This is a genomic window from Chrysiogenes arsenatis DSM 11915 (genome assembly GCF_000469585.1).
GTDB lineage: Bacteria > Chrysiogenota > Chrysiogenetes > Chrysiogenales > Chrysiogenaceae > Chrysiogenes > Chrysiogenes arsenatis.
The window spans coordinates 316,971-339,049 of record NZ_AWNK01000007.1 but is presented as its reverse complement, the minus strand read 5'-3'; the positions used below and the strand labels follow the sequence as shown (position 1 = coordinate 339,049).

General features: G+C 43.3%; 20 protein-coding genes. 8 read left to right on the top strand and 12 right to left on the bottom strand.

The features are described 5' to 3' along the window. Positions 1-37: 37 nt before the first annotated feature. Positions 38-1,852 carry a methyl-accepting chemotaxis protein gene (locus P304_RS0106990; protein ID WP_027389958.1) on the bottom strand — a complete coding sequence of 605 codons (1,815 nt, stop codon included), beginning with the start codon at positions 1,850-1,852 and terminating at the stop codon, positions 38-40. A 151-nt stretch (positions 1,853-2,003) separates the two neighbouring features. Next, entirely contained in the window at positions 2,004-3,089 is a 1,086-nt protein-coding gene (locus tag P304_RS0106985) for an AI-2E family transporter (RefSeq protein WP_027389957.1), read from the bottom strand. 190 nt (positions 3,090-3,279) lie between these two features. On the opposite strand from P304_RS0106985, the gene P304_RS0106980 reads away from it, so the two are divergent. From P304_RS0106980 to P304_RS0106945, 8 genes are all read left to right on the top strand, one after another. Next, entirely contained in the window at positions 3,280-4,125 is an 846-nt protein-coding gene (locus P304_RS0106980; protein ID WP_027389956.1) for a hypothetical protein, read from the top strand. Continuing rightward, positions 4,122-6,026, top strand: a complete 1,905-nt coding sequence (locus P304_RS0106975; RefSeq protein ID WP_027389955.1) for a secretin N-terminal domain-containing protein — start codon at positions 4,122-4,124, stop codon at positions 6,024-6,026. Before P304_RS0106980 ends, P304_RS0106975 begins: the two co-directional genes overlap by 4 nt. Continuing rightward, positions 6,027-7,475 (top strand): GspE/PulE family protein, encoded by a 1,449-nt coding sequence (locus P304_RS14515; RefSeq protein ID WP_051321496.1) that lies wholly within the window; start codon positions 6,027-6,029, stop codon positions 7,473-7,475. Between the two features lie 2 nt (positions 7,476-7,477). After that, positions 7,478-8,689, top strand: a complete 1,212-nt coding sequence (locus tag P304_RS0106965) for a type II secretion system F family protein (protein ID WP_027389954.1) — start codon at positions 7,478-7,480, stop codon at positions 8,687-8,689. 39 nt (positions 8,690-8,728) lie between these two features. After that, positions 8,729-10,033: an ATP-binding protein gene (locus P304_RS0106960; RefSeq protein WP_084417600.1), complete on the top strand. Its 1,305-nt coding sequence runs from the start codon at positions 8,729-8,731 to the stop codon at positions 10,031-10,033. Next, a complete protein-coding gene (locus tag P304_RS0106955) occupies positions 10,030-11,343 on the top strand; it encodes a sigma-54-dependent transcriptional regulator (RefSeq protein ID WP_027389952.1) in 1,314 nt (437 codons plus the stop codon). The genes P304_RS0106960 and P304_RS0106955 overlap by 4 nt, the downstream gene beginning before the upstream one ends. Positions 11,344-11,442: 99 nt before the next feature. Beyond that, positions 11,443-12,438, top strand: a complete 996-nt coding sequence (locus tag P304_RS16155; RefSeq protein ID WP_051321495.1) for a tetratricopeptide repeat protein — start codon at positions 11,443-11,445, stop codon at positions 12,436-12,438. Further along, a complete protein-coding gene (locus P304_RS0106945) occupies positions 12,377-13,528 on the top strand; it encodes a coproporphyrinogen-III oxidase family protein (protein ID WP_330216753.1) in 1,152 nt (383 codons plus the stop codon). Before P304_RS16155 ends, P304_RS0106945 begins: the two co-directional genes overlap by 62 nt. A gap of 16 nt (positions 13,529-13,544) precedes the next feature. On the opposite strand, the gene P304_RS16150 is transcribed toward P304_RS0106945, so the two are convergent. The 10 genes from P304_RS16150 to fliS all read right to left on the bottom strand — a co-directional run bounded on the left by P304_RS16150 (position 13,545) and on the right by fliS (position 22,036). After that, a complete protein-coding gene (locus P304_RS16150; protein WP_027389950.1) occupies positions 13,545-15,095 on the bottom strand; it encodes a hypothetical protein in 1,551 nt (516 codons plus the stop codon). A 10-nt stretch (positions 15,096-15,105) separates the two neighbouring features. Next, complete coding sequence (locus P304_RS0106935; protein ID WP_027389949.1) at positions 15,106-15,564, bottom strand: hypothetical protein; 459 nt, start codon at positions 15,562-15,564, stop codon at positions 15,106-15,108. 1 nt (position 15,565) lies between these two features. Next, a complete protein-coding gene (locus tag P304_RS0106930) occupies positions 15,566-16,351 on the bottom strand; it encodes a hypothetical protein (RefSeq protein WP_027389948.1) in 786 nt (261 codons plus the stop codon). Positions 16,352-16,384: 33 nt separating this feature from the next. After that, entirely contained in the window at positions 16,385-16,699 is a 315-nt protein-coding gene (locus P304_RS0106925) for a hypothetical protein (RefSeq protein ID WP_027389947.1), read from the bottom strand. 25 nt (positions 16,700-16,724) lie between these two features. Then, positions 16,725-17,567 (bottom strand): CheR family methyltransferase, encoded by an 843-nt coding sequence (locus P304_RS0106920; RefSeq protein ID WP_027389946.1) that lies wholly within the window; start codon positions 17,565-17,567, stop codon positions 16,725-16,727. Then, positions 17,564-19,000, bottom strand: coding sequence for a HEAT repeat domain-containing protein (locus P304_RS0106915; protein WP_027389945.1), 1,437 nt, complete (start codon positions 18,998-19,000; stop codon positions 17,564-17,566). Before P304_RS0106915 ends, P304_RS0106920 begins: the two co-directional genes overlap by 4 nt. A gap of 11 nt (positions 19,001-19,011) precedes the next feature. Beyond that, entirely contained in the window at positions 19,012-19,338 is a 327-nt protein-coding gene (locus P304_RS0106910; protein WP_027389944.1) for an STAS domain-containing protein, read from the bottom strand. A 41-nt stretch (positions 19,339-19,379) separates the two neighbouring features. Beyond that, on the bottom strand, positions 19,380-20,975 hold the full coding sequence (locus P304_RS14500) for a SpoIIE family protein phosphatase (RefSeq protein ID WP_051321494.1): 1,596 nt from the start codon (positions 20,973-20,975) through the stop codon (positions 19,380-19,382). Positions 20,976-21,280: 305 nt separating this feature from the next. Further along, a complete protein-coding gene (locus tag P304_RS0106900; protein WP_027389943.1) occupies positions 21,281-21,574 on the bottom strand; it encodes a hypothetical protein in 294 nt (97 codons plus the stop codon). Positions 21,575-21,589: 15 nt separating this feature from the next. Next, positions 21,590-22,036: a flagellar export chaperone FliS gene (fliS, locus tag P304_RS14495; protein ID WP_034764481.1), complete on the bottom strand. Its 447-nt coding sequence runs from the start codon at positions 22,034-22,036 to the stop codon at positions 21,590-21,592. Positions 22,037-22,079: the final 43 nt, after the last annotated feature.

The following is a 22,079-nucleotide window of genomic DNA, read 5'->3' as shown; positions in this document are numbered from 1 at the left end:
AAAGAAACGGGTAGCAAAAAGCTACCCGTAATCAAATTTATTTAGAAATGAGCTGTAATCCTTTAGGCTTTGTACGGCCGGTGGTGCCGCCCAATTTATCGAGTAATTTCTGATCGAGATCAGGGCGCATTTGCTTCAGCGCGTTAACGCCAAAACCTCCACGTGCGACCCCCCAATGTTTTCCGTTCACGAAAATCGGGAACGAAACGTCCGTTAACACTTCGCCGGTATCTCGAATATAGGTTTGTTGTAAAATCCCTTTATCGTTCCGTGCACTTTGCTTTTCCATATCGGTCGTGAAGAAAATTCTCCGTGAGCGGTTATTCACGATATCAACATCTGGATTACCAGTCAGCGGCTTATTGTACTTGTCATTGTGCACAATATTGAGGCCATCACGGTTGATGATAATCAAGTATGCCATGGTTGCCTCATCAAATAATTCGCGCTGGATAGACGCAAACCCCTGCTCTAAAAGTTCCGTGAAAGGGGCGATATGTTTTGCGGGATTAACATTGGGCATTTTGCGGTATTCTGTCGAAAACAATTGGCTTTGTGATAGCTTGCCTGAATTGAGATACTCCTCCATTAAAGCGGTCGCATCATGTGATACTTCACGCACTTTTCTCCTGACTCCACTGGAGAAATCTGGGGTGTCAAAGCTTGAGGTCATTGCTAAAAGTTCTTCATTGGAAATGGTTAACATTCTTGTTTGTTCAGCAAAATCCATACTTAAATCGCGCAGCGATTCCGATTTATGCGAGATAACATCGAGTCTCTTGTAAATATCCCGCACGGTAGCAGACTGCTCTTCTACCGCAGAAGATATTGAGAGGGTACTTTCTGAAATCGAACTATTTAAATTGCCCATATTCTGGATAATTGAATTGATTTCGTTCACCGACTCTTGTGAGCTTACCACGGCATGTTGCGAGTTTGCTGTCGATTTTGCAGCCTGAAGCGATCCTTCACGGATAAGTCGGAGATTTTCAGAGATACCTGATGTTGCTTGCGTGGTTTTTTCGGCTAGTTTGCGAACTTCATCGGCAACGACAGCAAATCCACGTCCATGTTCTCCTGCACGTGCGGCTTCAATAGCAGCATTGAGCGCCAGTAAGTTGGTTTGCTCTGCAATTTCATTGATAGTGACGATAACATCGCCAATCTTCGCAGCAGATTGACTCAGTTCGTTAAGAGTTTTCACCGATTCATCGACCGACTTCGCAATTCCAGCCATTGCACCTACCACTGTTTTCGAATGACCAACAGCATTTTTTGAATAATTATCAGCTTCTTCGGTATTGCGCTGAAGATTGGCTATACTACGAGTGATATCCTGTACTGTCTGACTTAACTCTTCTGCAGCGCGGGCAACCGCGAGACTTTCTTGAGCGGTATCTTCGTTCGCGCTGACCGATTCTTCCGCACTCTTTGATAAACGGGCTGAAGCAATGGCCGTAATAACACTATGATCATTGATTTGCCCGATAACTTCGCGCAACTTACCATACATCAATTCGAGTGAACGCCATGGAAGAGCCCAGTAAGAGGAGGGAGCAGGAGCCCATGGTTTGCATAAATCACCATTATCTACAATTGGTCTAACTTGCTGGTTAAGGCACGCCATTGGGTAATCAACTCTTGATATCCACAGAACCATAATCCCGCCAAGCATCCCAGCGCAGGCAATTCCAAAACAGACGAGAGCTAGGAAAAAATTGTCGTGATAGAAATATCCTGAAAGCGGGTAAAAAATAACTCCGCAGAGAATTGAGAGCGCAAAGGGAAGAATTTGCCCAAGGGAACGGGTGTCGCCTGCATCCTTACCAAACAAAATGGCTAATTTTTTCATACTCTACCTCGCTACAATCTTTTTTCGGCTCAATCTGACCACCATTCTAGTCCATTATCCATAGAGATAAAACTATTATTTTACATTTCCAAACAGCATTCGAAATGACAATAGGTTCTTATAGTGACATAACGCAGGATTGATAATGATATCAATTATGAATAATATGAGAAGACTCCCGCAGAAGCACTTTCCTATCAGGCCAAGCCCGTATAATTGCTTGGACTAGTGTTGCCAAGGGAATAGAAAAGAAAATTCCCCAGAATCCCCATACCCCTCCAAACACTAATATGGCCACAATAATTGCTATAGGATGAATGTTGACCATTTCCGAAAAAAGTAATGGAACGAGGATGTTACCATCAAGGAACTGAATGATGGCGTAAGCAATCATGATGTAGAAAAACTGATCCCCAATCCCCCATTGGAAATATGCGATAAACGCAATTGGAAACGTTACTACCGTGGCGCCAACATATGGCACAAGCACGGAAAATCCTACCAGCAAGGAAAGAAGCATGGTGAAGTTTAAGCCAAGAAACTTAAACGTCACAAATGTAACTACCCACACAATAAAAATTTCTGTTGCTTTTCCACGGATATAGCTGGCAATTTTACTATTGACATCTTCCCATACCCCATTCAAGAGCGATCTTTCGTAAGGTAAGAAGCGGGTAAACCAAACGATAAGATTGTTTTTATCTTTCAACATAAAGAAAATCATTAAGGGCACCAATACAAGGTAAACAAGGAAAGCAATTGCTCCTGTAACCGATGCAAGTGATAAAGATACAATATGTTGGCTAATATTTCCAAATTCAGCAATGGTAGTTTCGATCAAGGAACGAACTTGTTGCGGACTGATAAATTCTGGGTACTTTTCAGGAAGACTAAGTAAGACGCTTTGTAAAGAAAGCACCATAGTAGGTAACTCACGCGCCAGTTGTGTAAGTTGGCGTGTCGCGACAGGAACAACAGTAAAAACAAACAACCCAATAAAACCCATAAAGAAAATAAATACGGTCACCACACCGAAATTCCGAGGCACCTTAAATCTCTGCAGGAAAGTAATTATACCGTCGAGTAGATACGCTAACACTAATGCGGCAAAGAATGGCATTAACAGATTTCCCAAAAAAATAACGATACTAAATCCTATGACTAGAGAAATGGTCAAGATCGCAACTTGGGGATTTGAAAAATGATCTTCGTACCAACTTCGCACTACTTTTAACATGGCGTTCCTTCTGCAAAACTTCTCTGCAAGGACGTTCATCCTTGTCGTTGTGCGCACGAATAATACATGGTTTCAAAAACGAATCCAAGGAGATAAACTGGCTGCCCATAGGCCATGAATGTAATTGCGAAAAAAACTGTATTTGTGTATTGTTTCTCCCTATGAGTACTGAAAGAAAAGGAAAACGCGTGTGAACCGATCAAAGAAACTTATTCATATCCTTATTTTTTATCTCGCTATCCCCTATTCAATTTCCTTGGTTATCGCCGAAGGTACCAATATTTATTTCCTTCAAAATACCCAATTCACTTCCGCCTCAAGTCAGCATTCATTTTCGTCTACTCAACCATTTTTAATGCCAGATGGTTTTCTTCGCATCAACCCAATGTCGCTTGCCTCTGCTCCACTAGTAACTGCAATAACACCCAATGCAGAAGAAGTTGCTGCTCAGGAAGCTGCCATAGCAACACCTGTTGCGCCGAAAGTTCCAATCACCTTGTTGGGAATTATTTGGCAAGCACCACCGAAAGAATCGTTTTTCTTTGCTGAACGGGGTGGCCACGTTGGCTATTACAAACACGGCGACTCGATTGATGGCCAAACAGTTGACCTTATCACCCCTGAAAACGTCCATTTTACTGGCGGTTTAATTCTTGAACCTTTCGAAAGCAAGGTCGAGCAATCGGTATCACAAGGCGCTGCAACAGACCAGGAAGTCACCTTTAATCGTGGACGCGCTCAGATCGAGCTGGCAGAAGCCCGAGCCATGATCAGCAATCCTAATTTATTGATGAGCAAAGTTGCTATACACCCGAGTAACGCAGGTGGATATTTTGTAAATTGGGTTGACCGCAGATCCGTCTTTGGGGCTGTGCTACAGAAAGGTGACATTATTAAACGTGTGAATGGAGTAGAGGTGACAACGCCACGCGATCTTTTCTTGATTCTTGAATCACTCGACAAACGGAATTTCTTTTCCATTGACATAGAGCGCGAAAAACAACGACAGACGGTCGTAATAGAGGTGAAACGATGAAGTGTTTTGTTTTAAGAAATTTGGCTAAGTGTGTTGTTGTTTCTTTGATTGTTTTTGGAATTGCATGGCAGACCGCATCAGCGAATACAAAGTTAAACTTCAATCAGGTTGACATTAAAGAGTTTATTAAATTCGCTGCCGACTATGCAGGGTTAAACCTTGTTTATAATGTTGATAATGTTAAAGGAAAAATAACCGTCTACTCTCCTGGTGATGCCAGCCGTGAAGATGTCTTACAAATCCTCGATACTATCCTTGAAATATATGGGTATGCCGCCGCACGCGATGGGAATATGCTGATTCTTACTGCAAATACAGAAGCCCCGCGCTATGCCGGTGCTGCCGTTGGCGCTATTGAAGAGGCAAGCGGTACACAAGTAATGTTCTTACGCACGACGTACCTCGCGATTGCAGATGTGGTGAATCTTATCAAGCCAATTGTATCGGCACGTGCTTATATTGCCCCTATCCCCAACCGGAACATGATGATGATCGTGGATAACACCACCAATGTCATGCGCGTGAAATCGTTGCTCGCTAAGCTCGACAATTTTGCCGATGATAACCGATTTGAAACACTTTCCCCCCAGCACTATTCATCCTTTGATATGGCAGAACGCCTGAAATTGCTTTTCCCCAAAGCCGGCATTAAAGACGCTGTTATTATGCCATTGCGTGAAGAAAATCGCCTCTACATATACGGTTCTGCTCAGGAAGTTGCCACCTTAAAGCGGTTGAGCGCACAAATGGATCAAGCATTTATTCAGCGTTCGAATGGGGTGTATGTAACGCCGTTAAAATTTGCCAATTCTGAAGAGGTGGTAAAAGTTTTAACGGCTGTTTTCAAAGAACTTACGAGTGCAGGGAAACCAGTAAATTTCACTGCCGACCTTGCCATTAACGCTGTGGTAGTCAATTGCGAACAAACAGATTATGACAATATCCGCCAAGTAATTGAAAAACTCGATCAACCGCAAAAGCAAGTTTATATTGAAGCCCTTGTTATCGAAACCAGCGTTACGCACTCTGATGCCTTTGGTGTTTCATGGACCGCTGGTGGTGGGGATAACAATAATGTTGCGCTGGGAAGCTCGAACATGTCAGGGGCTGGCGTATCGTCATCCGCTTTTGCTACCGAGCTTATGTCTGGCAAAATACCTTCTGTGCCTGCTGGACTCAGCCTCGGCTTTATTGGTAACTCTATAACCTATCAGGGGTTTACTTTCCCAACCATTACAGCCTTAGTGAATGCCTTAAAAACGAAGAGCTATATTAACATCCTTTCAAATCCAAAAATATTGACCATCAATAATCAGGAAGCAGAAATATTTGTCGGGGAAAACCGTCCATATGTAACCAGTGAAAAATTTGACAGCAACAATAATCCTATTCAAACGTATGAATATAAAGATGTCGGTATTCGTCTTCGTGTAAAACCACAAATCAGCCAAGATGGCATGGTAAAGCACAATATTTATCAGGAAATTATCAAAGTTGCGGCTCAGTCAGCCTCATCAACGCAACCAATTACGCTGAAACGTTCGACCAACACCAACGTTATGGTACCTGATGCTAACACAATTGTGATCAGCGGCTTGATTGATAACGATACAAATACTGTCAAACAGGAAGTCCCCTGCCTCGTAGATCTACCAGTGCTCGGATATGCGTTTCGTAACACGAGCGGATCGACGGACAAGAAAAATCTTCTCGTATTTGTTACGCCCTATATTGTTAATACGGCATATGATTCAGATATTGTTACCAAAACGATGCTCGATCGCTATGACGACTTCTATCAAAAAATTTATCAGGATGTTTTTGAAATCACTCCGGAGATCTATAAAGAACGTAACATTGTCAACCCTGCGACTGAGTTCCTGAATAACGAGTCGCGCTAAATGTCTCAGGAAGCACACTTTCACATTCCAAATACCGCTATCTGCGCTGGACGCAATGCAAAAGGGCAACCTATTATTTTTGTGGCAACAGAAGAAGATCGCCATAAAGGCGAGTTTGCAGCGTTTGCTTTACGCGAGGCCGTAGATGTTCAAGTGGTCGGCTATGAAAAGCTCTCTACCTTTGAGTCGCGTATTCTTAATGAAGCTGGCGTCGGGCAGGAAAACGTACTTTCAGCGATTGAGGAAATTGATGACTTTGAAGAAGCAGAAAATCTTCTGGAATCGTCTCAAGATGATGCTCCAGTCATTCATTGGGTTGCTTCGGCTATTTCCCGGGCGTTATCACGTGGTTCAAGTGATATTCATATCGAACCATATGAAAAGTTTTCAAAGTTGCGCTTTCGTATAGACGGTGTTTTACATGACGTGGCAACGCTTCCCAAAAAAGCGCACCAACCAGTTATTACTCGCATAAAGGTTTTGGCAGCGCTAAATGTTGCGGAAAGCCGCCTACCACAAGATGGCCGCATGCGTGTAAAAATGGGGAATAACCATACGGATCTTCGAATTTCAACCATCCCGTCATCATTTGGTGAACGTGTTGTTTTACGCTTACTCGAAGGAGCTGGAACTGATCTGACACTTGAGCATGTCGGTTTTACTGGTTCGCAAAAAGAACGCTTTCAACGAGCCATTTTCCAGCCGAATGGTATTATTCTCGTCACAGGTCCGACCGGTTCAGGAAAAACCACCACTCTGTATGCTGCGCTGCGTGAACTAAAAAGTCCAGAACGCAACATTTTGACGATTGAAGATCCGGTTGAATATCGAATTGAAGGCATTTCACAGGTTCAGGTGAACCCAAAAATTGGCCTTACATTCGCGAATGGTTTGCGCTCTTTCTTGCGTCAAGATCCTGATGTCATTATGGTCGGTGAAATCCGCGACTTGGAAACGGCAACCGTTGCCATCCAAGCGTCGCTTACCGGTCACCTTGTCATGGCAACACTGCATACAAATTCATCAGTTGGTGTTGTCACACGTTTAGCCGATATGGGTGTCGAAAAATATTTAATTGCTTCAACCCTCGTAGCGTCATTAGCACAACGTCTGGTTCGCCGACTCTGTCCGCATTGTCAAGTTCCAGCACAGCTTTTTGGCAAAGAGCGCGAGTTGGTCATGAGTTATGGGTTAGATCCTGAGCTATTTAAAGAATCTTCTGGCTGTGAAGAGTGCATGCAGACAGGGTATCGCGGCCGAATAGGCATTTATGAATTGTTTGTGCCGGGTACCGAAGATAAAAGCATTATGAGTCGTACAGATGACGAAGCAACTTTGCTGCAACATGCGGTAGCCAATGGGTTAGTCACGTTAATGGTTGACGGTTTGCAAAAAGCGGCTCAGGGTATTACATCGGTTAAAGAGATTTTACGGGTTACATCGGAGTAAACATGTCTTTATATCGGTATACCGCATTTGATACCAACGGCAAAGCAACTAAAGGACGTATTGAAGCGGAAAGCGAAACGCACGCGATACGAAAGCTTAAATCGAGCGGATTATTTCTCGAAACGATTGCAGAAGCGCGTGGTTCTTCGTTATTACGCAAGCAGTTTGGTTCCCATCGCGGATTAAAAAAAGCACTCCCATTGAGCTTTACACAGTTGGCTTCATTGGTTGCGAGTAATATGCCTTTAGTCGATGCCCTTGACGCACTGGCTGCTTCTGAACCAAATCAAACGCTTTCTGGTGTATTTGCCAATATATCGTCGGGTATTCGTGGCGGTTCAACCTTTTCTGATACGCTTGGGCACTATCCTCATATTTTTGACGACACCATTGTATCGTTAATCCGTGCTGCGGAAAGCTCAGGTAACCTTGAATCGGTACTCAACTCATTAGCCGAAACAATGAACCGTCGTCGTGAAGTAAATGCCAAGCTCCTTTCCGCGCTCGCCTATCCTTCAGCTGTGTTTATGGTTGGAATTGCCGTTGTCGTGTTCATGTTAACGTCTGTAGTGCCGATGGTTACTCAAGTATTTGAAGGGGCGAAAGCCACGTTGCCGATGATCACGCAAATTGTCCTTGCTGCAAGTGATTTCTTGGCCGCGTATGGGATATTGCTCTTCTTTGTCATCGTTGCCGGAACGACTCTTTTTGTGTTTCTTTACAAGAAAAATCTTAGCTGGCAGCGCTGGGTTGCTAAAATCTTGCTCCGTCTTCCGATCATCGGTAATTTACTTGTTAAAACCATTCTTGCCCGGTTTGGCAATACGCTTTCTTCTATGCTCAGTGGAGGAGTTCCTCTTGTGCGCGCTTTGGAACAATCTGCCGCAGTGTCGGGAAATATTTATGTGCAAGAAAAAATCATTGAAGTAGCACAACGAGTTGTTCAGGGGATGAATGTCGATGCCGCACTCAAAAATGCTGCGGTTTTCCCTGATCTTTTTGTCAATATGGTGGGAACTGGTCGAAAAGCCGGAAATTTACCAGATATGATCCATAGGGTTGCAATTATTTATCAAATGGAAGCTATGCGCGTCATAGATGCTTTTCTGGCTATTATCGAGCCACTTATGATTCTCTTAATTGGGACTCTCGTTGCCGTTATTATGGCCGCTACTCTCTTGCCAATTTTTGAACTGAATACACTCATACGTTAATAATAACTATTAGCTGATTATAGCTATGCGAGCGAGCCGATGAACCTTTTTCTTCGAAAAATAAAAATTATTCTTCTCTTAGCTATTATATTGAATGCTTCAGCGGTAGTAATTCATGGTGTGTCGGCATACCGGAGCGTGGACGCTTTTAGAAGTAGCATGATAGGTCTTGGCAGGACGATTATCCATTCGTTTGAAAGTGGCAATCGAGTTTTTCGTGTGTACTCGCAACACTCTATGGAGAGTATGCGGATTTTCCTGCAAGACCTTTCGAGGCAGGAAAGCATTCGTAATTTTATCATTTTTGACCGCAACGGAAAAGTGCTCTTGTCACTTGGAACCATTGATCAAGCCTATTTGATGGTAAATCAAAATCGCGAAGAGCTTGTGGTTGAAACAGAAGACTTGTTCTATTTTTACAAGCCATTCAATCCGATTGTGCCACTTGTTTCTCCTTCTCGCGAGTCAGACAACATCTGGCGCATGCATCCCCGTTTTCACTTTGAAGGCGACGTACCAGTGCAGGAACTCACTATTTTACTGGTACTTGATAAAAGCAACCTAAACGTCCTCAAGCACAAGCAACTTTTTAATATGTTTCAAATGATTGCTGTGCAAATTATTTTACTTATCACCTTTTACTACAGTATTAAGCTTATTAAATTGTACCAAATTAGTCAGGAAAGACTTCGTCGTGCTGAAAAAGACGCCGAATTGGGAAGTTTTTCAAATATTCTGGCTCATGAAATCCGTAACCCTTTAAGTGCGATGTCAGGCTTGATCCGTTTTGCCATTAAAAAAACACCCGATGGTCAGGTGCAAGAGGTCTTAGAAAATGCCCTGAATGAGACCGGCCGACTGAATAAAATCGTTGAAGACTTCATGGCATATGGAAAAGATATCCCACTTGAAACCAAATCGGTCAATCCAGCAGAATTAGCTCAAAGAGCCGCTCAGATTGTCTATTACGATATGCAAAGCAAAAACATCACTCTGCAAACTCACTTTGCCAATGTGGTATCTGACCGTCAAATAGACCCTGAAAAACTCCTTCAAGTTCTTGTAAATTTGTTACTTAATAGCATTCAAGGTTCGCCTGAAGGGGCTCCTATTGAGTTGCGCGTTACCGAACGGGAAATTCTTATTATAAATCAGATCCCTGAGGGTACACAAATCGACAAAAATAAAATTTTTGAACCTTTTTACACGACCAAGTCGCAAGGATCAGGGTTAGGTCTCGCAATTAGTAAGAAAATCATTGAACAGCACGGATTTACGCTTGGGGTACACTCAGTAAATCCTTTTTCTATTGCAATATGTTTTGAACCTCAGGAGCGCTCATGAAACGAATACTTATAGTTGATGATGAAAAAACGCACCGTTATATGTTGCGGATTCACCTTGAAGATGCTGGCTATACCGTAGAAGAGGCTATACATGGTGAAGACGCTCTCTCAATCATTGCACAGCAACCGTTTGATGCCATCTTACTTGATGTTCAAATGGACGTGATGGATGGGTTGACGTTCCTTGGCGCGCTACGCAAAACAGGCGATATTACGCCAGTTATTATCATTACGGCGTACTCAACTGTCAAAACAGCTGTTTCAGCCATGAAACTTGGTGCAACAGATTTTTTAGGCAAACCAGTCGACTCTGATGAGCTTTTAAAAGTACTGCAGCGTATTCTAAAAAAGGGTTTCACTAAGGCAGAAGTCTCTGTAGTTTCTTCATATACCTTTCACGGTGTATGGTCCCCTTCAGGATTAGGCAAAGTGCTTTCTTTGCTAGAAATGGTTGCCCCTACTGATGCTTCTGTCTTAGTCCTTGGAGAATCGGGAACTGGTAAAGAGATTATTGCTCAGTCTATCCACGAAAATTCGCCGCGGGCGAAAGGGAATTTTCTTGCGGTTAACTGCGCCGCCCTAAACGAAAACCTTATCGAATCCGAATTATTTGGCCATGAAAAAGGTGCTTTTACCGGTGCTGCCGCCCGCAAACAAGGAAAATTCGAACAAGCCAGTGGAGGGACTCTGCTCCTTGATGAAGTGGGTGAGCTTCCGCCTGCTGCACAAGCAAAGTTGTTACGAGCGATTCAGGAAAGAGTTATTGAAAGAGTGGGTGGCACTCAAAGTGTTCACGTCGATGTGCGCATAATTGCCGCAACCAATAGAGACCTCAAAAAAATGGTCGAAGACGGATCATTTCGAGAAGATCTTTTTTTTCGCCTGAATGTTTTTCCCGTTGAGATTCCACCACTTCGCGAACGTCGCGAAGAGTTGCCTCTGCTTATTTCGTTCTTCATAGAAAAATATGCGGCGCGGTTTGGCAAGCTGATTCAAGGATACTCAGATAGCTTTCTGACAAAACTAAAGTCGTACTCTTTCCCGGGAAACATCAGAGAATTAGAAAACATAGTGGAACGTGCCATCATTCTGTGCCGCACACAAATGCTTGATGTCACACACCTCCCTGAGCTGGCTTCTCACGCCATGCAAAGCGGTCAAAAAACTGTTTCGATAAAAGATAACGAAAAAAACCTTATTATTGAGGCCTTGCGAAAAACCGATGGGAATAAATCAAAAGCAGCTGAATTACTCGGTATTGCACGTCGAACCTTGCACTATAAAATCCGCGAATATGGTTTAGAGTAATTTTCCCTGCATATTGTGCAATTTTATTATATAGTCCAAAGAGCATTTGTAACAGAGTTTTACTTATGATAATGAAAAATACACTTTATGGAGGTTTGCATGACACTACATGCGATGACCCGCCTTACCATGGTTCTTTTACTCGCTGCAACATTGCAAGGTTGCATGGTGCCATTTGGAGAGGGTCAAACGGTCGATCAGCAACGGCAGCAAGTCCTGAATGAGACAGCACCTGTGGGAGTTCAACTTGAACACCTTCGCATGGATAATGCAAACTTACATGCACTGAATCAAGCGCTTGCGCGTGACTTAATGGCGCTACGTCAGCAAGTCAATAACAATACCGTAAATTTAGATTATCTACGCAATGTACTCGGCACCATGCAATCTGAGATGCAAGGCGCGCCGTCCGCTTCATCTCGTTCCACTTCCACACAAACATCCCGTCCAGCACCGTCTGCTGCACCATCAAAGTCCGTTCCTCCAGCAACGGCAGCAGTAAAGCCAGCGGCACCTCTGCCATCTGCGGGTGTTCGTCCCCCGGCAATTACGTCGCCGTCATCAACTCCTCTTTCTCCTTCTTCTCCGACCTCTGCTACTGACACTGGATTGCCCTCTGCACTTAGCCCAGAAGGTACTACCGCTGACAAAGCTATGCTACCGAATGAAGCACCGATTACCACGCCTTCACGGGATACATTTTCTGATATGAGTGGTGAACCGACTGCATTATATAACCAAGCATTAACGTACTACCGTGCTAACGATCCACAGCGCGCCTTAATCGCTTTTGATCAGGTATATCGCAATTTCCCTCAATCTTCGCTCGCCGATAATTCACTTTATTGGGCTGGTGAAATTTACTATGCTCAGAAAGATTATACGACAGCGTATGACTATTTTGACAAAGTAACCCGCAATTATCCGACAGGGAATAAAGTGTCTGATAGTTATCTTAAAAAAGGATACTCGTTAGAGATGATGGGTAAACGCAGCGAAGCTATCGATATTTTGATGTATACCGTCGATTCCTTTGCTGGTACACCTTCAGCGACTTTGGCACGAAAAAAGCTCGAAGAACTTGCTGCCCAGTAAAGTAACCGCATCGTGGGGGATATACATACATATCCCCTTTTGCCAATCCAAATGTGGGTATTGTAGTTTTTATTCTGAAGTACCCTCTGATCAGACCATCGTCCCTTTTGTGCAAGCACTCATACAACAAATCTCCGCGACTGAATTTGTTCCTCCCCCAAATGCGCCGTATTCACTTTATTTTGGTGGAGGTACGCCATCTCTCCTGTCTACTCAGCAAATACAACAGTTAGTTGGGCTCGTGACGGCGAAGATTGGATTTCCCCCCATTGAAGTAACTTTAGAATGCAATCCAAACCTGACACACGATCAAATGGTGCGATTGCAGGATGCTGGAATCAACCGCATCAGCGTCGGCATACAGACAACGAACGTTGACCTTTTAAGGCGGATTGATAGGTGTTGCGAGAGTAAAAATATTGACGAGGTACTGCTCACGGCACAAGGCCGTGGCATGAATGTTTCTGTAGATTTTATCACTGGAATACCAGGGGCAAATACAGACCAAACGATTCGTGATATTTCATACTACACGTTTGTTGACCATATTTCGCTCTATGTGCTGACGCTGAGCGAAACGCATCAACTAAGCCTTTCAATAGATGAAGATTTTCAAGTTGAATGTTTCAACCGAGCCGCAGAGTATCTCCAACAAAACGGTTTTACGTGGTACGAAATTTCTAATTTCGCCAAAGCTGGCAAAGAAAGCTTCCATAATTCACTCTATTGGCGTGCTGCCACTATCTATGCTTTTGGTCCAGGTGCGTGCGGTAAAGGGGCAAAAACGCGTTATCGCAACCAAGCCAACCTATCAGGGTACATTGCTGCAAATGGGCTTTTGCCACTCGATATCGACGAATTTCTTTCGCCAGTGGATATACGGTACGAAGCGCTCATATTGCCACTCCGCACCTCTACCGGAATAACGCCCGTTGAGATCGCACAACAGCCAGTGGCAACACAGAACCAAATCGCCGCATTGCTCACGCAAGGTGTTCTCTTGCGCCAGTCAGATGACTCCGTCATCATCGCGCCACAGTATTGGCTCCTGTATAACGAGATTATCTACCGCCTAACTGATAATAGATAAATTTCGTGCGCAGCACTTACTCGTCAGATGTAGTATTGCGCAATCCCCGCATTGCTTCGAGAAGCACTAAATTTTCATCAAATTCAGCATACAAATGGCCATCAGCAAGCACGCAACGCATTTGCACTTCTTTGCCTGTTTCTTGCTTGATGGTTAGCGCTAAGAGAGGGGCTGTTTTTTCGAGTAGTTTATGCGTATTCGGTTGCTGTGAAAAAAGGGCAATTTGCATAGCATCCCGCGCCAAAAATATATTGGCTTTTACCTCACCAAGTTGCGTCATATTTACATATATAGAAAGGATGTCACTGTCCAATTCGGGTGAATTTTTCCCACGTTTTCGATAACGAATTTTTATTTGTCGAATTTCTTTATCAGTTGGAAGTGGTATGTCGATCAAAAAAATTCCATTTTCTTTAAGAACAAGATTTGCCACTTGCTCTTTCGTAAGAAAGTTAATTTTGCGCGTTAGCGCCCCCATGATTTGTTCACTTTCAGAAAATTTCCTCACCAACTTCATCAACTTAATTTTGAGATCATCTTCAATCCCCTTTTCACCAGTAAACAGCCGCCGCTCCATGAAAAGACCACTATTAGCAATAACGTGCTGAAGATTTTTCCAGTCTAACTTACTTGAAATAATAGCGCTCTCTGGAGAAGCCGCGCGTTGAGTGGCAGTTGCCTCACGTGCTAAAGCACTGAGATCGAGAATGGCCTGCTCTAAAGGGCGTCCAATAATCGTTAATATCTCCGTAGCAAGTGGAAGCATTGGCATGGTCACTTGAGTAGGTGTATGTAGCGAATTTATAATCAGCGGTGGAGACGCTGGAACAATTGGTGATATAGGTGCTTGAGCCGTTGGCACTTGAGTTGCTGGTGTTTGAACTGTAGGTGCTTGAACCGTTGGCGCTTGAGTTGCGGGTGCTTGAACTGTAGGTGCTTGAGGCGTTGGCGTTTGAGCAGCTGGTGTTTGAATTGTAGGAGCTTGAGCCGTTGGCGTTTGAACAGCTGGTGCAGGAACTGTAGGAGTTTGAAGCGTTGGCGCTTGAACAGCTGGTGCAGGAACTGTAGGTGGTTGAGCCGTAGGAGTCTGAGCAGCTGGTGCAGAAACTGTAGGTGCTTGAACGGTAGGAGTTTGAGCAATTGGAGCTTGAGGCGTTGGAACCTGAATAGTTGGTGCTTGAGATACAGATGTTTGAAACAGTGGCAGAGTAAGTGTTGTTGGCAGCGGAAGTGGTTGACGAATCACAGAAGCATTTGTGTCAAAAAAAGGGGGTAACGCCGTCATGTGCGGTTTATGCATAAGATTTTGAGGTACTGTCGTCGTTTGAGGAAGTAATTTAAGTACCAGTTGCGGTGTGGTGCTTTGCACTTCAACCATATACCGGCCAGGAGCAAGGGTGGTTTCGCTGCTCGCTACCATCTCTTTTCCGCCCAAAATTACAGCAAGCTGATTGCCACCCTGGTGTGCCCTTACCTGGATTTCAAACCGCGACCCAGCTCGAAGTTCACCAACCTTGAGATCACTGGATACAAGCTCTACTTGCTTGATGAGTGGGGAAATATCCACAATAGCTCGGTTATACCGTTATTTTATTTTGTGAAAGTATTTTGCAAAGTAATGATATTTCACTGACTGGTTTGCCAAGTTTTTCGGCAATCTCTTTCGAGGTAAATCCTTTTTCGAGATAGAACAGAACATCTGATCTGATGTCTTTTTCCTGCTCTTTACTACCTGTCTGCTTATGCTGGTCATAGTTGGCAATTAAATCTTCAAGCTCACGTTTCCGTTTATCAATAAGATTTAGCAATTCTTTGAGAATAAACTCTTCACGTTTAATTTCTTCTGTCAGTGTTAGTGAAGAGTCGTCTGCACGTTGTACCAATGTTTCTAATGAATTATTCAGCATCTCCAGCTCGTACACTGAATGACCGCCAAGGCTATTCCGAATGCGGCGCACGACCACAAGGAGATACAGAGTTATACCAATCAAAAAAATACATGTTAAGGCTAAAAACAATAAAAGCAGCTCGTACACGTTAACGATTCCTTTGCGCTTTTAATATGGTACGTTGCCGCTCAAATATAAACTTAATCAACTCTTCACGGTCTTCTTCCTGCATAAAACTGAAGATGATCCCTATCTTTCCTGCAGGCATCATTTCGCCTTTTCCTAGTGCATAAAATTCACGGTAAGGGTAAACAGGAAGGCTGCATTTAACGAGATAGAATTCACCTTCTACCGCATCAGAAGTTACTAAATAACCACCTCCAACTATCGACGTTACCGTATTTTTATTTAACTCCATTGGGGTCGTATCTTTTGATTCGATAATACGCAGAATGCGATCGAGCTTATAGTTGATGTCGCCAAGAAATTTAAGGAGTGCCGCAGGGATATCATCATTGTTCTCAAGGTATTTTGGAACAAGCGTCTGCACAGGAGCATGCTTGGCAAAGGTTTTACGTATAGCAAAATACTCAGCTTTCTCCAAAGTACGATATGGTATTTCGAGTCGATCTTCGATAGAGGCATATTCATGCCGAACCAACGATGCTTCGTCAATTTTAATCCCAAATACTTGCTCTTTTAATTTACCGGCAATATGGCCATTTGTGACGTGAAAGAGGCTGTGAGAAAACCAGTTTACCGATACAACATAGTCATCACGGGAAGAAAGAGCGCTAAAATCAACATGAGGATATGAATCAAGCGTAACGATAGCAATAGAGTCAGAATACTTTGTTACAACCGCACTTGTCCACACATCAAACCCTTGACGATCACGCAACTTGATTTCGAGGACTTGTCCTATTTTTAACATAACAACCTTCATATTTGATTAGTAAGGAAAAGGCTAAGCAAGGAAATCGATATGACCCGTTGGGGCACGATTTCCTTTAGTATCTTCGTCTTTATCATGTTGTTTCTTTTTATTACGATTTGATGATTCTTGCTTTTCGCGCCCCTCACGATCGTCAACTTCTTTATCACCTGTTTCTTCGATAGATTTGACTGTTTCCATCATTTCTTTTTGTTTTTGCTGCACGGCATCAGCCACAATCTTCTCGGCAGTTTGCTGCTGGCGATTATCCATCGCGTCCTGCAACTTTTCCACCATGTTGATTTTACCAATAATATTGATGTGTGCAATAGGGCCAAGTGGGTTCATCGGGGCACCTCACAAAACAAAACCATTACTTTTTCGTATAGACAACACCTTCTCCGAAATTGCTCATCCGAAACGCTTCGCTGATACCATAGAGTGTTTCAGAATGCCCAATGTACAAGTATCCTTTAGGCTGTAACGCCTTCTGAAAACTGTCTATAACTTTTTGTTTAGACTCTTTATCGAAATAAATAAGTACGTTACGACAAAATATAATGTCAATATTTTTATAACGCGACATATCCAAAGGATTTAATAAGTTTGCCCGTTCAATGCGCACCGGCAGACGGATATCACTATTCACTTGATACTCTAAACCTTGCGAGACAAAATGGCGCATATATTTGGCATCTGTACTACGGAATGAAATTTTGCGATATTTTGCTTCACGCGCTTTTTCAACCGCATTGGCACTTAAGTCAGTCCCGACAATTTCCAACTTATATCCGGCAGGGAGAACGCCACTCTCCTTGATCAAAATACTCATACTATAGGGCTCTTCTCCAGTTGAGCAGGCCGCTGACCAGATCCGTAGAGTGCGGTCAGTTTTCGTTTTTAGCACTTCTGGTATGCCAACCTGAATCATATGACGAAGCTGGCCTGGCTCACGAAAAAAATAGGTTTCATTGATAGTGAGAAGGTTCATGACCTCTACGAGCTCATCGTCTCTTTTACGGTCATACTTAAGGAAGTAATAGTAGTCTTTAAATGTCGAAAAGTTAAGCTGCTTCAGCCTTTTGGAAAGTCTATTTTCTATAATATATCGCTTGTGGTCTTGAAAAAGTATTCCGCTGTATTCATACACCATATCGCGAAAAAGCTTAAATTCTTCATCCGAGAGTTTTATAACTTGTGCACCAAGTAAATTCATGGCTCACTCCGTGCAATTTCAACTAATACACGACTGATCTCACAACGAACAATGTCTTCTTTTTCTTCCGCAAGCAAAAGACGCAAATCTGACTCAAGAATATACAGCTTTAGTTGGGCGATGATTTGTAATGCGGCATAGCGAACAATCCAGCGTACGTCCGAAAGAGCTCGCAAAACGAACTCGATAGTTTTCGGGTGATTTATGCTTGCAATCCCCCACAGTGCTTCTTTACGAATATCTTCGTTCGGTTCTTCAAACGCCTCAATAAAATATGTCTCTGCCTCTGTCGCTTTAAGTTCACGAAGCGCCCACAGTGAGGCAATTCGGACATTTTCATATTCTGTCGAGGTAAATGCATTGATTAAAAATGGAATTGCGGCAGGATTGCCAATCTGCCCAAGAGCTTTGGCGGCGAAAAATGCGACCCACATATTTTCATCCGATAACCCTTGACTGAGAGGCTCGACAGAGTTTGGTGCTTTAATCCGTCCAAGGCTGGCGGCAGCAGCTTCACGCACCATCATATTTTGATCACGCAATGCTTCAATGATCACGGGTGCAGAATGTTGTGCGCGCATCCATCCGAGTGCCTGTACGCTACACATCCGTACCCATGAGTCGCTATCTTGGGTTAAGCGTTCAATGTCACCTAATGCTGCGTGATGCGAAATCATCCCCAATGAATGAGCGGCAACACCACGAACCCGCGGCGAATCATCACGCAGCGACTGGCAAAGTGCGTGAATAGCGGGTTCGGATCCAATGATTCCAAGAGAGCGACCAGCCGTTTCGGCAACTTCACTGACACTATCTTTTAACGATTGCGCCAGAGCTGGAACGGCTTGCTCATCCATAAGTAGTCCGAGCGAAAAAGCCGCACTCTGCCGTACGTCAGAAGATTCATCATGCAAAAGCAAATGACTGATAGTACTTACCGAAGCAGTATCGTCTAGGTGACCAAGGGTAACAATGGCACCGGCACGAATAAGCTCATTCTCAGAAAGCAGAGCTTGGTGGAGTTGTGGCAAAACAGAATTTTCCATTTTGACCAGCGCTTCAATTGCTTCATCCCGATTATCAGCGCTTTGAAAGAGATCGATGTATTGTTCAACGGTATTACTATTGCTCGCCCCTTCAATCGTAAAGAGCTCATTAAGACGAGCATGCATAAAGAATTCTCTTACTTCAACAGGGAGTGAACGAACCACTATCTTCAACGAATGCGGTCGTGTTTTTTTGTAGAGTTCAATCAGCATTGAGATGCCAGAACTGTTAATGTAGTGCACTTCAGTAAAATCTAAAACAATGCTTTCAAGTTCGGCGTCAATTTGAAAAACAGCACTGTTCAGTTCGCGACCTAATTCAGCGGTAAAATCTCCTGAAAGCGTAAAAACAGACTGATTTTCTTCTTTTTTCACCGAAATAGACATACCTGATTATCCTAAAAAGAGGTAAGAGCTTGTGACTCTGTTGTGTGTATCGAAAAAACGCGCGTAAGGTTGGTAAATTCAAACATCTCGCAAATATCTTCTGGAAGATTCGATATCTTCAATTTAAAGTTGCTTTTATTGCAATACTTTACAATATCGATCAGTTCTCTCAGTCCAGCACTGTTCATATAGCTGACATCTTGAAAATTCAAGAGTACATTTTTCCCATCATTGCCGAGTGCACTGCGAATAGCGCTGTTTAATTTTTTACCCGCAGTTGCTTCGATATCACCGCTCAGACTGAAAATGATAACACCATTTTTTACACTCTTGTTCATACATCACTCCTTCTTTATTTCGTATTCGAGAACTCCGCGACTCACACGTTAACGTTAACCTTCACCACAACCATTGTCATATCGTCATCAAAAGGGACTCCATCCGCAAAGCGTTTTACTTCACTCACCATTTTATCCATGATTTCTTGAGCCCCCTTTGATGCATCTTCGCGCAAAATCGCTTCTACACGATCATACCCAAATTGTTCCCGATCTCGATTCATCGCTTCTACCAGTCCATCAGTATATAAAAGCAATATATCGCCAGGCTCAAAATGAAAGGATCCTTCCTCGTATCCACCGATATCAAAAGCCCCAAGAAAGAACCCTTTACTTGTATATTTTTCAAAACTATTCGAAGCAAGACGATAATGTATGAGTGGATTATGTCCGGCTGATGAATAACGGGCACTCAGTGACTCTTTTTCCAGAATAATATAGAACATTGTGACAAAGTCATTTGTGTAAATATTCTCACAAAGCATAGAGTTGACTTTATCTAAGGCTTCCGCTGGGCTTGGTTCGTCCATCGCCAATGAACGTTGAATTACGCGCGTCATGGCCATAATAACGGCTGCCGGTAGCCCATGACCACTAACATCGGCAACAAGAATGCCTATATCGCCATTTGACATCTCTAGGAAGTCGTAGTAATCCCCCCCCGCTTGCGTTGCTGGGGTATAAAACGTCGCCATATCAAAACGATCATCATCTGGCAATACGGTTGGCAGTAAGCTGTGTTGCAGTTCGCCTACTTGACGCAGTTCTTCGTCAATATGTTGTTGGGCTATCTCAAGCTGTTCATTCGTAGCAGTCAATTGAGCCTGTTGATTCTTGATCATTGTTAAAAGATTTTTTTCTTTTGTAGTATCACGTAGTGATTCGATCAATCCTGTAGCAGTGCGTGTAAATTGCACCGTAATATTTTTTTCTTCTTTGGTATGTGGATCAACAATTTGCCGCGCCGAAACGTTCTTGGAGATATGTTCAGGCAACATAGGGCAATCAGGGCAAGGGGTTGAGCGTTGATACGCCAGTGTATAGCATGGAGGATATGATTCCCCTTCTATAGAGCTTCCTAGAACAGTAATAAGCATTTGATTGGCCAATTCCACGCGATAACTTTTGTCGACAACCATGATTCCTTCACGGATACCGTTAATAACATTCGTGAGAAATTCCTGTTTTTTTTCTACTTCTTTTTTGCGCAAATTCAGGACGACGTTCTTTGCCTTCATCTCTTTGGCTTGTGACGTAATCGTGTTGATAAGACTTTTTTCTTTTGTTTGGTCACTATTGCTCATGAGGAAATACTCCTCATTCAAGGCGCTGTAGCGACAAACAAGATTACGCTGAAATGAGCGATAATCGACATATTTAACATCACGCACTTGCGCCATATCAGCCGCATACATAGCTTCAATCGGGCAATCATCACATTTAGTAAGTTTATTGAAAAGTATATAGTGGCAGGTTTTTTGAGCGAGTTCACGCGGTTTCATGTTGAAAATACGCGAAGCTTTTTTGTTCGCATATACTATTTTAAAACCGGAACGACGTATAATGAATATACCTTCTTCTATGGTATCAAACGCTGATCGAAAGAGGTCTAGCCAGGTGTTCTCGGTACTCTGCATCAATGCGACTCCAGATAATCCAGGCAGTAAGAGCATGCAAGCGCACTTATCATACTCATAGAGTGTGTGAATATACTACTCTTACGGTGATGATGCAAAAGAATTGAATAAAAAAATGGAGTAAGATGATGATCTTACTCCATTTACAGAAACATGAGCACAAAAATGGACTCCATAATCACCTCGTCAGAAGATAAAATGCTGACTTGGCTGGAGAAAAGGAAAGACAAGTGGCATCCATGCACACCAAGACCTTGAACAGTCTTATTCAGCTTTCTGCTTCCCTGCAGCCTGAATTCATTTTTTTACAAGAGCTTACCGAGTGATGACCCGTTTGCATCCTTGTAGGCATCGAGTGCCTTTTGTGAATTTCCAACCATATCCCGAATAGTATCTTTCAGGAGCGTTTTCGCAATTTCTACATCACGAATCGAGCTCATTCCGGAAAGTCGGTTTTCAATGGTTACTTCATCCCTGAGCTGCTTACTTTTTTCTGCGGCGTCACTCTTGCCACTTTCCCGAGCCGCCCCCCTGGAATCCTCCGGGAGCTTCACTGGAGAGCGCTTGACATACCCACCGCCAAGTGCATCGACATTCATTGTCTTCCTCCTTGATTAAAGCGATATGTTAAGTTTTTTCGGAGCTGTCTCGCCACCGTTTTGAACCGGAGGCACGGCATTTTCCCCGTCAACCTTACCACCAACAATCTGCTGCCATGCGACTCGAAGATCGCCAAGCATACCAATTACCTCAGTAATTTTATCCTTATCCTTGTCCTTGTTCCCCTGAATCAAATGCCAGATCATAAATTCATACAATCGAAGGAGATTTTGGGCGACTTCGCCCGCATCCATATTTAACGAGTTCATCAACTCTGCGATGATATTCTCGGCTCGCATGATGTTTTCGTGCGCCGCACCAATATCTTTTTTCTCAATAGCCACAATAGACTGATTCAGAAAGCGTATTGCTCCATCGTATAAAAGTATGATCAATCTTCCTTGTGAAGCGCCTTGAATTTCATTGCGCTTATATGCACCATAGGGATCTTTTACAGACATAGCAACCTCGATTTAGAGTTTATCATCATACAAGAATTTCTGA

Excerpts from the sequence above, each read along its gene's own strand:
- P304_RS0106925 (WP_027389947.1), bottom strand. The coding sequence starts at position 16,699 with ATGAACCCACTTGGCCCTATTGCACACATCAATATTATTGGTAAAATC.
- P304_RS0106930 (WP_027389948.1), bottom strand. The coding sequence starts at position 16,351 with ATGTTAAAAATAGGACAAGTCCTCGAAATCAAGTTGCGTGATCGTCAA.
- P304_RS14515 (WP_051321496.1), top strand. The coding sequence starts at position 6,027 with ATGTCTCAGGAAGCACACTTTCACATTCCAAATACCGCTATCTGCGCT.
- P304_RS16155 (WP_051321495.1), top strand. The coding sequence starts at position 11,443 with ATGACACTACATGCGATGACCCGCCTTACCATGGTTCTTTTACTCGCT.
- P304_RS0106900 (WP_027389943.1), bottom strand. The coding sequence starts at position 21,574 with ATGAATGTCGATGCACTTGGCGGTGGGTATGTCAAGCGCTCTCCAGTG.
- P304_RS0106955 (WP_027389952.1), top strand. The coding sequence starts at position 10,030 with ATGAAACGAATACTTATAGTTGATGATGAAAAAACGCACCGTTATATG.
- P304_RS14500 (WP_051321494.1), bottom strand. The coding sequence starts at position 20,975 with ATGCAGAGTACCGAGAACACCTGGCTAGACCTCTTTCGATCAGCGTTT.
- P304_RS0106965 (WP_027389954.1), top strand. The coding sequence starts at position 7,478 with ATGTCTTTATATCGGTATACCGCATTTGATACCAACGGCAAAGCAACT.
- P304_RS0106990 (WP_027389958.1), bottom strand. The coding sequence starts at position 1,852 with ATGAAAAAATTAGCCATTTTGTTTGGTAAGGATGCAGGCGACACCCGT.
- P304_RS0106915 (WP_027389945.1), bottom strand. The coding sequence starts at position 19,000 with ATGTCTATTTCGGTGAAAAAAGAAGAAAATCAGTCTGTTTTTACGCTT.
- fliS (WP_034764481.1), bottom strand. The coding sequence starts at position 22,036 with ATGTCTGTAAAAGATCCCTATGGTGCATATAAGCGCAATGAAATTCAA.
- P304_RS0106960 (WP_084417600.1), top strand. The coding sequence starts at position 8,729 with ATGAACCTTTTTCTTCGAAAAATAAAAATTATTCTTCTCTTAGCTATT.
- P304_RS0106975 (WP_027389955.1), top strand. The coding sequence starts at position 4,122 with ATGAAGTGTTTTGTTTTAAGAAATTTGGCTAAGTGTGTTGTTGTTTCT.
- P304_RS0106985 (WP_027389957.1), bottom strand. The coding sequence starts at position 3,089 with ATGTTAAAAGTAGTGCGAAGTTGGTACGAAGATCATTTTTCAAATCCC.
- P304_RS0106910 (WP_027389944.1), bottom strand. The coding sequence starts at position 19,338 with ATGAACAAGAGTGTAAAAAATGGTGTTATCATTTTCAGTCTGAGCGGT.
- P304_RS0106920 (WP_027389946.1), bottom strand. The coding sequence starts at position 17,567 with ATGAATTTACTTGGTGCACAAGTTATAAAACTCTCGGATGAAGAATTT.